Consider the following 12,672-nt stretch of genomic DNA (forward strand, 5'->3'; position numbering starts at 1 on the left):
TGTTTTCGCATAGCAGCGCGCTGCGCGAATGGACGAAGGCATTTGCAACCGCCTTCGCCAAACCATTGACCAACGGCCTGCGATGTGCACCTCTCATGGCTTGCACAAGGAAAATTCGATGCTCAAGTTTCTGCTCACCCTGTCCCTGGGTGTTTTTTGCATCTCGCCGCTTCAGGCCGGCGAACTCGCTCCCGCCACCAAGAGCTGCCTGACGGGAGAAAAACAGGGACACTGCGAGCGCTGGGTCAAGGATTACAAGACGGCCATGGAGCAGGCGCAGAAGGGCGATCACGGCGCCCAGGTGACCGTCGCCTTCTGCCTGTCCACAGGCTGCCATGGCGCCGTCCCCATCGACAAGGTCGCCTCCTGCAGCTGGCATCTGGTGATTGCCAATTCCGGTGCTGCGACCGTGCTCGACAGTTCCAATCTCAGGATCACCTGCCGGACGATGACGCCGGCGGAGAAAGACCAGGCCCGCGCCTTGTCCGCCGACCTCGTCCGGAAGATCTACAAGCGCCCCATGAACACGACCGACCAAATGTAGTTCTGTTTGGCAAGCTTGCCTGATGGGGTTGCGTGATGGCTTGAGTAATCGGCGTGCGTGTTTCACTTGATTTTTCGCCTCCCGAACGCAAACCCACTGCGCAGTTTTGCTGCAATTGGCTTATGCCCTTAAGCTTATATTCACCGACTGCTGGTCTTGTGTTGCATGCAATGAAGATCGTCATCGCGATGCGGAGAAATTGCCGCCTTCGATGACGATCTGCAGGGCGCGGTGATATCTCCGTCTGCCCCTTCGGGATGAGCCCGCCGAAATTTCAAATCGCCTGGTTTCGAAGACAGAGACGCGTGCCTGACCGCACGCATGCATGGCGCGCCTATCCCTCATTTCAGCGTCGCCAGCCTTCCTCGATGACCTCGCACGTCCGAAGAGAATTCATCAGCCGAAGTGAAGGGCTTAAAGATGATCAGAACCGTTTCAGCGAAACTCATCCTTGCGACCGGCACTGCGATCGCAGGCGTCCTGATCGCTTACACCGCCTTCAATGCGGTGAATGCCAAGAACAATACCGAGCGTGAGGTCATGGCTCTTGCGACCGAAAAGGCGGCCATGGTCAGCCAGCAGGTGGCGACCAACATCACCGAGGCGACCTCGGCCGGTGCGGCGCTCGCCGCAAGCCTTTCCGGTTTCGTCGAGGGCGGATCGAAAAGCCGGGCAGACATCGTTGCGATGATCAAAACAGTGGCCCCACAATATCCGAGCGTGTTCGGCGCCTGGATGTGCGAGTTGATCGACGGCCCCCACCCGACAACCGGCACCGACGCCTTGAACAAGGAAGGCATCTTCACGCCCTATTGGACCAAGGGCGACGACGGCAAGATGGAATTCTCGACATGGAGCATCAAGCCTGAGGACGAATATTACGCCGCCCCGCTGAAGACCGGGCAGCCGATCATCACCTCTCCCTATCTCACCAACATGAAAAAGCTGGTCACCTCGGTTTCGGTGCCGATGCGGGTAAACGGCACTGTCGTCGGGCTGGCCGGCGTCGACATCAAGCTCGATGATCTGACAGCCGCCCTGACGCAGATGCACCCCTTCGATGGTGGGCGGGTCATGCTGCTGGCCAATGACGGCAAGTGGCTCGCCCATCCCGACAAAGACAATTTGATGAAGGACTATGCCGATGCCGGCGCAAGCGATGTCAAGCAGGCGCTGGCCGACGGCAAGATGCGGGTAATCTCGGACTTGCCGGATGGCGCCGTGCGCCTCGTCTACCCCTTCACCGCCCGCGGCATGAACACCACCTGGGCCGCCGTTCTCGACGTGCCGGCCGCCACCTTCTCGGCGCCGGTCTGGCAGCAGATCTACAACACCGTCATCGGCGGCCTTCTCATTCTGGCGGTGATGCTCGGCGTCATCCTGACGGCAAGCCGCTTCCTGATCGGCAAGCCGCTGAACGGTATTCTGAGCGCCGTCCAGAAAATGGCGGGCGGCAATTATCGCGAGCCGATCGACCATAATGGCAGCGCCGACGAACTCGGCAGCCTGAAGGGCGCGCTCGAAAAATTCCGCCATCAACTCGCCCGCGGCGAGGCGCTCAAGGACGAGCAGGAAGCGCTTCAGGCCCAGGTCGAGACCGACCGCAAACGCCAGGGCGACCTCGAGCAGGCCAAGGCGGAGGATCTGCGCCATTTCGTCGAAGTCGTGCAGAGCCGCTTCGACCTTCTGGCTTCGGGCGATCTCACCGTGCGCATGAACGAGAAGGTGGCGCCGGAATTCGAGACGATCCGGGCGAACTTCAACACGTCGGTTTCCGCTCTTGAGGACACGATCCGCAACGTCGTCCACGCCGTCTACACCATCCGCTCCGGCCTCGGTGAAATTTCGACGGCGTCGAACGATCTGGCGCGGCGCACGGAACAGCAGGCCGCCTCGCTCGAGGAAACGGTCGCAGCCCTGGGCGACGTCACCCGCGGCGTCAACGACACCTCAGACGGCGCCAACAGCGCGCAGCAGACGATGAAGCTTGCCCGGACCGATGCCGAAAAGGGCGGCGAGGTCGTTGCCCGCGCGATCGAGGCGATGACCGAAATCCAGAACTCCTCCGGCAAGATCGGCAATATCATCCGGGTGATCGACGAAATCGCCTTCCAGACGAACCTGCTCGCGCTCAATGCCGGTGTCGAGGCCGCACGCGCCGGTGAAGCCGGCAAGGGCTTTGCCGTCGTCGCCCAGGAGGTCAGAGAACTGGCGCAGCGCTCCGCCCAGGCGGCGAAGGAAATCAGCGGGCTGATCTCGATGTCGTCGTCGCAGGTCCAGACCGGCGTCAACCTGGTCGAGGAGACCGGTGTCGCGCTCTCCAAGATCGTCGACCGCGTCGTCGGCATGAGCGACACGGTCAATGAAATCGCCACCAGCGCGCAGGCGCAGGCAACCAGCCTGCGGGAGGTCTCGGCCGCCGCCGACCTGATGGACAAGGTCACCCAGCAGAACGCCGCCATGGTCGAGGAAACAACGGCCGCGGCACAGGGGCTTGCCCAGGAAACGGAGAACCTCGCAGCCGTCGTCGGCCGCTTCGGCCTCGGCGGCGCAATGTCGCGCGGCGGACAGCCGGCAGGCGCGATGAAGCTGGCGAGCTGATCCCCTTCACGCAGCAACGTCTGCGTGAAAATAAATCCCATTGCCCTCCCGGCTTTCGCGGCTATTCTGCCGGCACAGAAAATCGGGAGGAGCACTGATGATCCTGCACTGCGTATTCCTGCGGCTGAAGACCGCGGTGACTGGAGACGAGAAGCAATCGCTGTTTGCGGCGATCGTCGCCCTGAAGCAGGTCATTCCCGGCATCCTGGATATCAAATACGGGCCGAACGTTTCGCCCGAGGGCCTGCATGGCGGCTTCGTCGACGGTTTTGCCGTGACCTTCGAAAGCCCCGAGGCCCGCGACGCCTATCTCATCCATCCCGAGCATGTGACCGTCGGCGAGCGCATCGTCTCCTCGACCGACGGAGGCCTGGCCGGCATCCTGGTCTTCGACCTCAATATATGAAACGGCCGGCAGTTGCGGAATGCGGGCTGCGTCCATATCCTAGCGAAAATCGTTTCCACCGATTTCGGGTTGGGCCATGAATCAGGAAGTCCGGCTTTTTGGCGCAATCGCGGTCCGGCCCGCCATCCTTGCTGTTATTCCCACGTTCGAAACCGCCACGGGCCTGACGGTTGCGCTCAAGTGGGAAGTCAATCCGACAGTCAAGAAGCAGATTGAAGCCGGGGAAGCTTTCGATCTCGTCATCATCAATCCGCCGATGATTCAGGATCTGACTGCCACGGGAAAGGTTAGGGCGGGGAGCCAGGTCGCCTTCGGCCGAATAGGCATGGGAGTGGCAGCCAAGGCGGGCAGCCGACCGCTCGACATCGGATCCGTGGAAGCCTTCGTAGATACATTGAAGAGCGCCGGATCGATCGCCTACGCCAGTGACGGAACCAGCGGCGGTTACTTCTCCGGTTTGCTGGATCGCCTGGGAATAGCCGATGAGGTGAAGCCCAAGCTGGTAGCCATCCCGGGAGGGCAGACAGCGTCGGCGGTAGGCCGCGGCGAAGCCGAGCTGGGTGTCGTTCCCGTCACGTCAATTCTCGCCGCCGCTCCCGAGGTCATGCTTGTCGGCCGGTTTCCGGCCGAGCTCCAGAGTTATATCGACTTCGCCATTGGCATCAGCGCCGATTCAACCAACGCAGAAGCCGCCAGGCAGCTGTCGAAGTTTCTGACGTCGACTGCCGTTGACAATATCCTGGCGACAAAGGGGGTCGAACGCCGATAACACATCGGCGCACGACCCGCAGCCCCCCGCTCCTCAGCTCGATTTCGCCATGGCGGCGGCGAGCTGGTCGACATTGTAGCGGAACATCTTCTCATAGGTCGGCGCCGGTCCCTTGGCGTCGGAGAGCGATTCGACATAGAGCTCGCCGCCGGGCTCCGCGCCCGTTGCCTTGGCGACCTGTTTGACCAGGCGCGGGTCATTGGAATTCTCGAAGAAATAGGCTTTCACATGCTCGGTCTTGATCTGCTCGATCAGCTTGGCGACGTCGGCGGCCGATGCCTCGCTTTCGGTGGAGAGGCCGAGCGGCGCCAGGAAGGTGACATTATATTCGCGGCCGAAATAACCGAAGGCATCATGGCTGGTCAGCACCTTGCGGCGGTCGTCGGCGACCTTGTCGAATTTCGCATGGGCGTAGGCGTTCAATTCGTCCAGCGTCCTGGTGTATTTCTCAGCATTGGCCTTGAAGGCAGCGGCATCGGCAGGATCGGCCGATGACAGCGCTTTTTCGATGTTGGCGACCCAGATCTTGACGTTGACGGGGCTGTTCCAGACATGCGGATCGGTGATTTTTTCGCCGTCCTCTTCCATGGTGCTGACGTCGATGCCCTCGGAGACGGTCACCGGCTTGCCCTTATAGCCCGAGGCGGTGATCAGCCGGTCCATCCAGCCTTCCAGCCCTTCGCCGCTGACGAAGGTCACCTGAGCCGCGTTCAAATTCTTGGCATCAACAGGCGACGGCTCGAATTCATGGGGATCGCCGTTCGGCCCGACGAGGCTCGTCACTTTTACATGGTCGCCGCCGACTTGTTTGACGACGTCGGCAAGCACGGTGAAGGAGGCCACGACCTTCAGCGTCTCGGCGGAAGCGGGCACGGCCGACAGCGTCATCAAAGCGGGGATGGCGGCGGAAAGAAGCAGTCTGTACGGTGTCATCGAAGTCTCCTTGGGATCAGCCCTTCAGATGCGGGCGGGGAAAGAAGCGCCGGGCAATGCCCGAGGGCGCGAAAAGGATGGAGAAGGCGTAAATCACGGCCGCCGTCATGATGATCGTCGGGCCGGAGGCAAGTTCCAGATGGTAGGAGGCGATCAGCCCGAGATAGCCGGAGGCGGCGGCACTTGCGGCCGCGATCGCCATCATCACGGCCAGGCTGCGCGACCAGAGCTGGGCGACGGCCGCCGGCAGCATCATCAGGCCGACCGCCATCAGCGTGCCGAGCGCCTGGAAGCTGGCGACGAGGTTCAGGACTACCAGCAGCAGGAAGAGGAGGTGATAGACCGGCCCGCGCCCGCCGACGGCGCGCAGGAAGCCGGGATCGAAACACTCGGCCACCAGCGGCCGGTAGATGAAGGCGAGGACGACAAGGGTCAGCGAGGTGATCGCGCCGATGAGATAAAGCGCCGAGGCATCGATCGCCAGAATGGTGCCGAAGAGCACGTGCAGCAGATCGATATTCGAGCCGCGCAGCGAGACGATCAGCACGCCGAGCGCCAGCGATGCGAGATAGAAGCTGGCAAAGCTCGCATCCTCCTGCAGCACGGTCATCCGGCTGACGGCGCCGGAAAGCAGCGCCACCGACAGGCCGGCGACGAGGCCGCCGAGCCCCATCGCGGTCAGTGACAGCGAGCCGGCAACGAGATAGCCGATCGCTGCCCCCGGCAGCACGGCATGGCTCATCGCGTCGCCCATCAGGCTCATGCGCCTGAGCATCAGGAAGACGCCGATCGGCCCGGAGCCGAGCCCGAGGCAAAGGCAGGCGACGAGCGCACGGCGCATGAAGCCGAAATCGGCAAAGGGCGCGAGGAAGAGATCGTAAGCCGTCATGCCGCCGGCACCTGTTCGGGGCCGCAAGCCTCGGCATCCTCGTCCCAGCGCTCGGCCATGGCGCGGGCTTTCAGCAGATTGGCCGACGACATGACCTCGGCGGTCGGCCCCCATCCGACAAGCTCGCGGGCAAGCAGCAGGGTCTCGGGGAAATGCGCCCGGACGAGCTCGAAATCATGCAGCACGGCGATGACGGTGCGGCCCTCGCCATGCCAGCGGGTGACGATATCGATGAGATCCTTGGTGGTGCGGGCATCGATTGCGGTAAACGGCTCGTCGAGCAGGATGATGCCGGCGTCCTGCAACAGCAGCCGGGCAAACAGCACACGCTGGAACTGTCCGGCCGACAGCGATCCGACATGGCGTTTTCCAAAACCTTCAAGGCCGACCGCCGACAGCGCCTCGCCTGCCCTTTTGATCTCGCCGGGCGCGATGCGGCCGAAGGCGCCTGCCGCCTTCCAGGCGCCGAGCATGACGGTGTCGATGACCGAGATCGGAAACCGCCGGTCGATCTCGGCCGCCTGCGGGAGATAACCGAACTCCGCCCGTCCCAGCCGGTGCTCGACCCTGCCCTCGACTGGTCGAAGCTCCCCCATGATCGCCTTCAACAGCGTCGACTTACCCGCCCCGTTCGGCCCGGCAATCGCCGTCAGGCTGCCCGGTGCAAAGGCGCCGGAGACGTGATGGATGGCAGGGTGCCGGTTATAAGCGACCGTCAGATTGTCGATACGGATCACCGGCGTCATGGCAGCAGAACCGCCCAATGGATCGCCAGCCAGAGGACGGCGACGATGAGCGAGATGCCGATCACCCTTGAAAGAGCCGACTGTCCCAGCAGGCTGACGGAGGGGCGGTCGGGGCTCGGGGGCATTGGCTGATCCTACAATGTAATAACATTACGGTTATGTTATAACGATTGCGGCGAGATTGAGGCGGGATTTGTTCGCGCCCTTGTTATTGCGGGATAGGGAGGTGCGGCCATTTGACATCTGGGCGCTTCGCCCGAGCGTGCTGAACGCTACCAGAGCGACCGGCGAGAAGCACAATGCCCGCGCATCCGGCCAGACATCGCTGTCTTGCTCCAAAAGCCACCACGCCCTCCGTCCTCCTCGGGCTTGACCCGAGGATCCATTCCGCCCTCGATCGCACCAGGCGTGGATCCCAGGCTCGGAAGCCTGGGATGACGGAGAGTGGGGAGAACCATGAGCAAGAGGCGCGACGACACTGCTATTCCGTCACCGTCGCTGGGAGTTGCCACAAAGCTCACACCACGCTCCGTCTTCCTCGGGCTTGCCCCGAGGATCCACTCTGCCCTCGATCACACCGGGCATGGATCCCAGGCTCGGAGGCCTGGGATGACGGAGAGTGGGGGCGCGTTTCTGGCAAACTCACCGTCGGCGTGCGCCCCTCATCCGCCTGCCGGCACCGACCGGGGTCGAGCCACGGGTCTCGACCCGTCCTTCGGACCAGGGGATATGCCGCGCCCTCCCCGTCCCTCGCCAACGTCTCGCAAGGCACGTCCCCTCGCCCCGTCAGAACGGGGAAAGGGTTAGGGTGAGGGGCAGCCCCGCCCGATACCTATCGAAAACTCACAGCAGTTCCAGCATCGCGGCAGCACCCGAAACCGTTGCCTGGCCGGGGCTTTCCTCGACGTTGAGGGCTTTGACCACGCCGTCTTCCACCAGCATCGAATAGCGCTTGGAGCGCAGGCCGAGGCCGCCGGCGGAGAGATCGGCTTCGAGGCCGGCGGCCTTGGTGAAGGCGGCGTCCCAATCGGCGAGGAAGTGGATCTTGCCCATGCCGCCCGAGGATTGCGCCCAGGCGCCCATGACGTGCCAGTCGTTGACTGCGATGACGGCGATATCGTCGACACCCTTGCCGAGGATGGTATCGCGGTTTTCGAGATAACCCGGCAGATGGTTCAGCGAGCAGGTGGGCGTGAAGGCGCCCGGCACGGCGAAGAGCACAACGCGCTTGCCGGAGAAGAGCTGTTCGGTGGTGATTTCGACCGGGCCGTCGGCGGTCTTTTCCTTGAAGGTGGCGGCAGGAAGCTTGTCGCCGATCGCGATGGTCATGGTTTTCTCCTTGATTCCGGCTGTTGGGTTTTGGCCTTTTCAGCGGCGGGCGCCGCAGGGGTCGAGGCGACTATAGGTCCCGGTCACTCAAAGGCAAGCGTGGTCTCCATCGCCTTGCCGCCTTCGATGACCAGCACACCCCAGCGTTTGCCCGATAGATCGTAATCCTTCGGCAGCTTGCCGATGGCGACATCGGTCTTGAAGGTGGCGCCGTCGCGTTTGCCGCCGATCTGCTTGGTGAAGGCATAGCCGCTCGGGCCGGTGACGATGATATCGGGGGCGCCCTTGCCCCCTTCGGGCAAAGCCAGCGTCAGCGACAGCGTCTTGCGATCGGGCGACATCGCATGCGCGGTCACGCCGAAATCGGCCGATGGCGGCTTCGGCAGCGTCGCATCGGCCGCCGCAAGGATCGCCTCCTCCTGTGGGTGGGACTGGATGGCCGGGCCGAGTTTCAGCTGAAAATTCGCCTGGAAGGGAATGCAGATATCCTTGCAGATGCCGATGAAGGCGACGGCGTCGATCTCGACCGGGACTTTGCCTGCCGCATTGAGCGACAGCGGCAGCGTTACCGGCGCGTCATAGGCGATATCCTCGACCGCGCCGTTGAAGAAATGTTTCGGGACGGGATAGGCGATGGCACCGAGCGTGACGCCGCTTCCCGCCGCGATGGTGAGCTGGGGCGGAATGCCGCTGTTGCCGGGCTCTTTCCAATAGGTGATCCAGCCGGGTTTCGGCTCGATCTGCAACGCGGCGCGGATTTTGCCGGCGGCATCGGGGGCAAGTGCAACGAGGCGCATGCGGCCGCCCTCGTTCTCCGCCCAGCCGCTCATTTCGGCGTGAGCCGAACAATGGGCGGCAAGGGCTGCGCCCATTGAGATGACCGCCATGAAAAGCCGGCGCGGTACTGAGGAAATAATCATCATGGAACAACGGTTTACCGAAACTGGGGTTTCGCCGCCAGAAGTCACGGCGATTTAAATCTTCATTTTTGGTTGATTGATGTGTGACATTGGCCCATGTTTCTCTTGTCAAGGCCTCAATGCGGTCGGCAGCAGGAGGAACGATGTCCTTATCGACGCTGAAGAACAGACGGGAACGTGGCTTCTTCGATGGCCAGTTCCTCATCGCCATGCCCGGCATCGAGGACCGCAATTTTGCGCGCACGGTGATTTATATCTGCGCGCACTCCGATGCCGGTGCCATGGGCTTCGTCATCAACCGCCCGCAAAGCCTGACCTTCACCGATGTGCTGCTGCATCTCGATATGATCAAGCAGGAAGATCAGATCGTGCTGCCGCAGCGGGCGCGCGATTTCCCGATCCAGACCGGCGGCCCGGTGGAAAGCGGCCGCGGCTTCGTGCTGCATTCGGACGATTATTCCAGCGACTCCTCGATCCCGGTCAGCGACGACATCTGCCTGACGGCGACGCTCGACATCGTGCGCGCCATCTCCAAGGGCGATGGCCCGACGCGCGCGACGATGCTGCTCGGCTATTCCTCCTGGGGGGCCGGCCAGCTGGAAAACGAAGTCGTCAACAATGGCTGGCTCACCTGCCCGGCCAATGAAGAACTGATCTTCGATCGCAGCCTCGACGACAAATACGAGCGGGCGCTCGCCGGCATGGGCGTGACCGCCGCCATGCTTTCGGCCGAAGCCGGGCATGCCTGATAAAGCTGGCCTGATAAAGCTGGCCTGACAAAGCGGGAACGAATTTCGCCGGCTGACGTTTCATTTCGGCAAACACGGGCACGAGGCCCATGCTTGACGAAGGAGACATCACATATGGGTAGCACCAGCGACAAGATCTCAGGCAAGGCAAACGAAATTGCCGGCAAGACCAAGCAGGCCGTCGGCAAGGCCACGGATAATCGCGAAATGCAGGCCAAGGGCGCCGTTCAGGAAGCCAAAGGCAAGGGGCAGGTCGCAACCGGCAAGGTCAAGGACAAGCTCAAGGGCGCCGTCGATCGGCTCTGAGCCTAAGCTCATCCGTCATGAACCATGCCTGCTGCGCTCCTCGCGCGGCAGGCATTTTTAATCCGCCACCCTGCAGGAATATACGATGAAGCTTTTCGCCTGCGACAACTGCGATCAGGTCGTCCACTTCGACAACCGCCATTGCGTGCGCTGCAACCATCGACTCGGCTTCCGGCCGGGCGATCTCGCCATGCATGCGCTGGAGCCGCGCGACGAGACGCTCTGGCAGCTTGTTTCCAATCCCGACCGCGACGTCCGCTTCTGCGCCAATGCCGGCCTCGACATCTGCAACTGGCTGGTGGACGGCGATAGCGACAGCGAATTCTGCGCTGCCTGCCGCCACAACCGGCTGGTTCCGAACACCGATACCCAGAACGGCATCGATCGCTGGCGGCGCATCAGCCAGGCGCAGCGGCATCTTTTCTATTCGCTGTTGCGCTGGAGGCTGCCGCATCCCGATCGGGTGCAGGATCCTCAAGGTGGCCTGGTCTTCGATTTCCTCGAGGACGCGATCGAGAGCAACGGCTATGTCGTGCCTGCCATGACCGGCCACGAGGAAGGCCTGATCACCATCCGCGCCGCCGAGGCCGACGATGCGACGCGCGAGCAGGCGCGCAGCTCGATGAACGAACCCTATCGCACCCTGCTCGGCCATTTCCGCCATGAGACCGGCCATTTCATCTGGAACAAGCTGATACGCGACCGCGACGGCCTGGCGGAATTCCGCGCCGTCTTCGGCGACGAACGGCAGGATTACGCGGCCGCCCTTCAAAACCACTATGCCGGCGGCGCGCCCTTGGGATGGCAGGACAATTTCATCAGCGCCTATGCGGCCTCCCATCCTTGGGAAGATTTCGCCGAATGTTTCGCCCACTACCTCCATATCGTCGACACGCTCGAAACCGCGCGCGCCTTCGGCATCGCCATCGATCCGCGCGGCCACGAGGAAATAGCAGGCGAGGTGGATTTCATCCCTTACCGGGCAAGCAGCGCCGAACAACTGGTCAGCGCCTGGGTGCCGCTCAGCCTGGCCATCAACGCCATCCAGCGCAGCATGGGCCAACCGGATTCCTACCCCTTCGTGCTGTCGTCACCCGTCGTGGCCAAGCTCGAATATCTGCACCGGCTGATCCAGGGGGCGACGGTGGCGCCGTAGCAGGTGGATGAGAGAGGTCAGAGGCACTTCGTGGGGTGCACGCCGCAGGTCGCGGCTTGCTCCCTCTTCTCCCCAGCGGGGAGAAGGTGGCCCGAAGGGTCGGATGAGCGACTATCTGGGCTGTCAAGTTGCATATTCGAATTCTCTTCGCGCATCTCGTGCTTTTGCATTGAGAATGACCAGGAGCTTTCGAGCGAGCGCGATGCGGATGACCATTTTCGGTTTGCCCTGGCTTTGCAACCTTTGCTGGAATGCCGCCAGATGCGGATCGTGTCGAGCTGCGATGGCGCCAACCAGGAACAGAATGGCGCGTGGTCCGGAGCGCCCGCCGCGCACCGGCCGGTGTCCGCTGCGTTTGCCGCTGTCGTTGGCAATCGGCGCCAGGCCGGCCAGCTTGGCGATCGCCTTGTTGGAGATCCGGCCGATCTCGGGCAATTCGGCCATCAGCCTGGCAACGGTGCGGTTGGCCACGCCCTTGATCGCGCGAAAGGCCTGGTTGAGGCAGGCCCAGAGCGGATCGTCGTCGATCATCGAGGCAATCTCACCTTCGAGGGTACGGCTCTGGCGCATCAAAAGCGCGATCACCTCATCGAGGCTTTCCACGATCGCCCTATCGGCGGCTGCACTGCGGCGCTGCTTTTGAACGGTCAGGTCACGCGTGATCTGGGACAGCCGCGTCATCAGCGCCGACAGCCGCAGCTGCGCGGCTTTCGGCGGCGGAAGGGCAGCCAGCCGCTTGGCTTCGGCATAATGGGCAATCATCGCCGCATCGATGCGGTCGGTCTTTTCCAGAAAGCCCATGGCCTCGGCAAAGCGGCGCACATGGCGCGGATTGGCAAGCGCGCAGGCGATCCCCAACTCCCACAACAACAGGAAGGCCGTCCGCTCATAGCCGCCCGACGCCTCCATGACGACGAGATCGACACTCTCGGCCCGGCAAAGATCGGCCAGCGCGCCAATGCCGGTGGCGTCATTGCTGAAACGCTCAAACGTCCCGGACGGGCGGATAAACGCATCCAGCCAGTCCTTCGAAACATCCACTCCACATATAACTCTGTTCACGGTAACCTGCCTTGTGCGTGCGATTGGAACCAAGCGACTATTCGGTCGTACGTGACGATGACGAAGATCCCAGGCTCATCCACGGTTGTAACCGGAGGGGGGACGGGCGACTTCGTCACGCCTCTGGCCGGGTGGCCACCCGGCCAGAGGCTCAATCGCTTCCATCGCACGAAATCACTAACGTGCAGATACAAGGGGGCCGCACGGCACACCCGGCATAATTGCCCTTCGATCGCGCTCAGCGCATTCGCGGCTTCGCCGC

The 12,672-nt window shown here is 62.7% G+C and carries 14 protein-coding genes; 7 read left to right on the top strand and 7 right to left on the bottom strand.

Features of this window, described 5'->3' with window-relative positions:
- Positions 1-118: 118 nt before the first annotated feature.
- From QMO80_RS07950 to QMO80_RS07965, 4 genes are all read left to right on the top strand, one after another.
- Complete coding sequence (locus QMO80_RS07950; protein ID WP_283199584.1) at positions 119-544, top strand: hypothetical protein; 426 nt, start codon at positions 119-121, stop codon at positions 542-544.
- Positions 545-964: 420 nt separating this feature from the next.
- Positions 965-3,145 carry a methyl-accepting chemotaxis protein gene (locus QMO80_RS07955; protein ID WP_283199585.1) on the top strand — a complete coding sequence of 727 codons (2,181 nt, stop codon included), beginning with the start codon at positions 965-967 and terminating at the stop codon, positions 3,143-3,145.
- Between the two features lie 97 nt (positions 3,146-3,242).
- Positions 3,243-3,551 (top strand): Dabb family protein, encoded by a 309-nt coding sequence (locus QMO80_RS07960; protein ID WP_049730848.1) that lies wholly within the window; start codon positions 3,243-3,245, stop codon positions 3,549-3,551.
- Between the two features lie 76 nt (positions 3,552-3,627).
- On the top strand, positions 3,628-4,320 hold the full coding sequence (locus QMO80_RS07965; protein ID WP_283199586.1) for a substrate-binding domain-containing protein: 693 nt from the start codon (positions 3,628-3,630) through the stop codon (positions 4,318-4,320).
- A gap of 33 nt (positions 4,321-4,353) precedes the next feature.
- Here QMO80_RS07965 and QMO80_RS07970 read toward each other — a convergent pair whose 3' ends face one another.
- From QMO80_RS07970 to QMO80_RS07995, 6 genes are all read right to left on the bottom strand, one after another.
- A complete protein-coding gene (locus QMO80_RS07970) occupies positions 4,354-5,253 on the bottom strand; it encodes a metal ABC transporter solute-binding protein, Zn/Mn family (RefSeq protein ID WP_283199587.1) in 900 nt (299 codons plus the stop codon).
- A 16-nt stretch (positions 5,254-5,269) separates the two neighbouring features.
- The gene (locus QMO80_RS07975; RefSeq protein ID WP_283200138.1) at positions 5,270-6,142 is read right to left on the bottom strand and encodes a metal ABC transporter permease; all 873 of its coding nucleotides are present in this window, start codon (positions 6,140-6,142) and stop codon (positions 5,270-5,272) included.
- On the bottom strand, positions 6,139-6,888 hold the full coding sequence (locus QMO80_RS07980; protein ID WP_283199588.1) for a metal ABC transporter ATP-binding protein: 750 nt from the start codon (positions 6,886-6,888) through the stop codon (positions 6,139-6,141). The genes QMO80_RS07975 and QMO80_RS07980 overlap by 4 nt, the downstream gene beginning before the upstream one ends.
- On the bottom strand, positions 6,885-7,013 hold the full coding sequence (locus QMO80_RS07985) for a hypothetical protein (RefSeq protein ID WP_283199589.1): 129 nt from the start codon (positions 7,011-7,013) through the stop codon (positions 6,885-6,887). The genes QMO80_RS07980 and QMO80_RS07985 overlap by 4 nt, the downstream gene beginning before the upstream one ends.
- Positions 7,014-7,731: 718 nt before the next feature.
- Positions 7,732-8,217 carry a peroxiredoxin gene (locus QMO80_RS07990; protein ID WP_283199590.1) on the bottom strand — a complete coding sequence of 162 codons (486 nt, stop codon included), beginning with the start codon at positions 8,215-8,217 and terminating at the stop codon, positions 7,732-7,734.
- 83 nt (positions 8,218-8,300) lie between these two features.
- Entirely contained in the window at positions 8,301-9,140 is an 840-nt protein-coding gene (locus QMO80_RS07995) for a protein-disulfide reductase DsbD domain-containing protein (protein WP_283199591.1), read from the bottom strand.
- Positions 9,141-9,280: 140 nt separating this feature from the next.
- Between QMO80_RS07995 and QMO80_RS08000 the strand changes: the two genes are divergently transcribed.
- From QMO80_RS08000 to QMO80_RS08010, 3 genes are all read left to right on the top strand, one after another.
- On the top strand, positions 9,281-9,886 hold the full coding sequence (locus QMO80_RS08000; RefSeq protein ID WP_012556819.1) for a YqgE/AlgH family protein: 606 nt from the start codon (positions 9,281-9,283) through the stop codon (positions 9,884-9,886).
- A gap of 114 nt (positions 9,887-10,000) precedes the next feature.
- Positions 10,001-10,192, top strand: coding sequence for a CsbD family protein (locus QMO80_RS08005; protein ID WP_049730841.1), 192 nt, complete (start codon positions 10,001-10,003; stop codon positions 10,190-10,192).
- A gap of 85 nt (positions 10,193-10,277) precedes the next feature.
- Entirely contained in the window at positions 10,278-11,348 is a 1,071-nt protein-coding gene (locus tag QMO80_RS08010) for a putative zinc-binding metallopeptidase (protein WP_283199592.1), read from the top strand.
- 123 nt (positions 11,349-11,471) lie between these two features.
- On the opposite strand, the gene QMO80_RS08015 is transcribed toward QMO80_RS08010, so the two are convergent.
- Positions 11,472-12,410 carry an IS110 family transposase gene (locus QMO80_RS08015; RefSeq protein ID WP_283200139.1) on the bottom strand — a complete coding sequence of 313 codons (939 nt, stop codon included), beginning with the start codon at positions 12,408-12,410 and terminating at the stop codon, positions 11,472-11,474.
- Positions 12,411-12,672 lie beyond the last annotated feature (262 nt).

This window comes from Rhizobium sp. BT03, assembly GCF_030053155.1.
Taxonomy (GTDB): Bacteria; Pseudomonadota; Alphaproteobacteria; order Rhizobiales; family Rhizobiaceae; genus Rhizobium.

What these genes read in the sequence shown, in the direction of transcription:
- QMO80_RS08010 (WP_283199592.1), top strand. Translation starts at nt 10,278, where the DNA reads ATGAAGCTTTTCGCCTGCGACAACTGCGATCAGGTCGTCCACTTCGAC.
- QMO80_RS07955 (WP_283199585.1), top strand. Translation starts at nt 965, where the DNA reads ATGATCAGAACCGTTTCAGCGAAACTCATCCTTGCGACCGGCACTGCG.
- QMO80_RS07965 (WP_283199586.1), top strand. Translation starts at nt 3,628, where the DNA reads ATGAATCAGGAAGTCCGGCTTTTTGGCGCAATCGCGGTCCGGCCCGCC.
- QMO80_RS07995 (WP_283199591.1), bottom strand. Translation starts at nt 9,140, where the DNA reads ATGATGATTATTTCCTCAGTACCGCGCCGGCTTTTCATGGCGGTCATC.
- QMO80_RS08005 (WP_049730841.1), top strand. Translation starts at nt 10,001, where the DNA reads ATGGGTAGCACCAGCGACAAGATCTCAGGCAAGGCAAACGAAATTGCC.
- QMO80_RS07980 (WP_283199588.1), bottom strand. Translation starts at nt 6,888, where the DNA reads ATGACGCCGGTGATCCGTATCGACAATCTGACGGTCGCTTATAACCGG.
- QMO80_RS07975 (WP_283200138.1), bottom strand. Translation starts at nt 6,142, where the DNA reads ATGACGGCTTACGATCTCTTCCTCGCGCCCTTTGCCGATTTCGGCTTC.
- QMO80_RS08000 (WP_012556819.1), top strand. Translation starts at nt 9,281, where the DNA reads ATGTCCTTATCGACGCTGAAGAACAGACGGGAACGTGGCTTCTTCGAT.
- QMO80_RS07950 (WP_283199584.1), top strand. Translation starts at nt 119, where the DNA reads ATGCTCAAGTTTCTGCTCACCCTGTCCCTGGGTGTTTTTTGCATCTCG.
- QMO80_RS07960 (WP_049730848.1), top strand. Translation starts at nt 3,243, where the DNA reads ATGATCCTGCACTGCGTATTCCTGCGGCTGAAGACCGCGGTGACTGGA.
- QMO80_RS07985 (WP_283199589.1), bottom strand. Translation starts at nt 7,013, where the DNA reads ATGCCCCCGAGCCCCGACCGCCCCTCCGTCAGCCTGCTGGGACAGTCG.
- QMO80_RS07970 (WP_283199587.1), bottom strand. Translation starts at nt 5,253, where the DNA reads ATGACACCGTACAGACTGCTTCTTTCCGCCGCCATCCCCGCTTTGATG.
- QMO80_RS07990 (WP_283199590.1), bottom strand. Translation starts at nt 8,217, where the DNA reads ATGACCATCGCGATCGGCGACAAGCTTCCTGCCGCCACCTTCAAGGAA.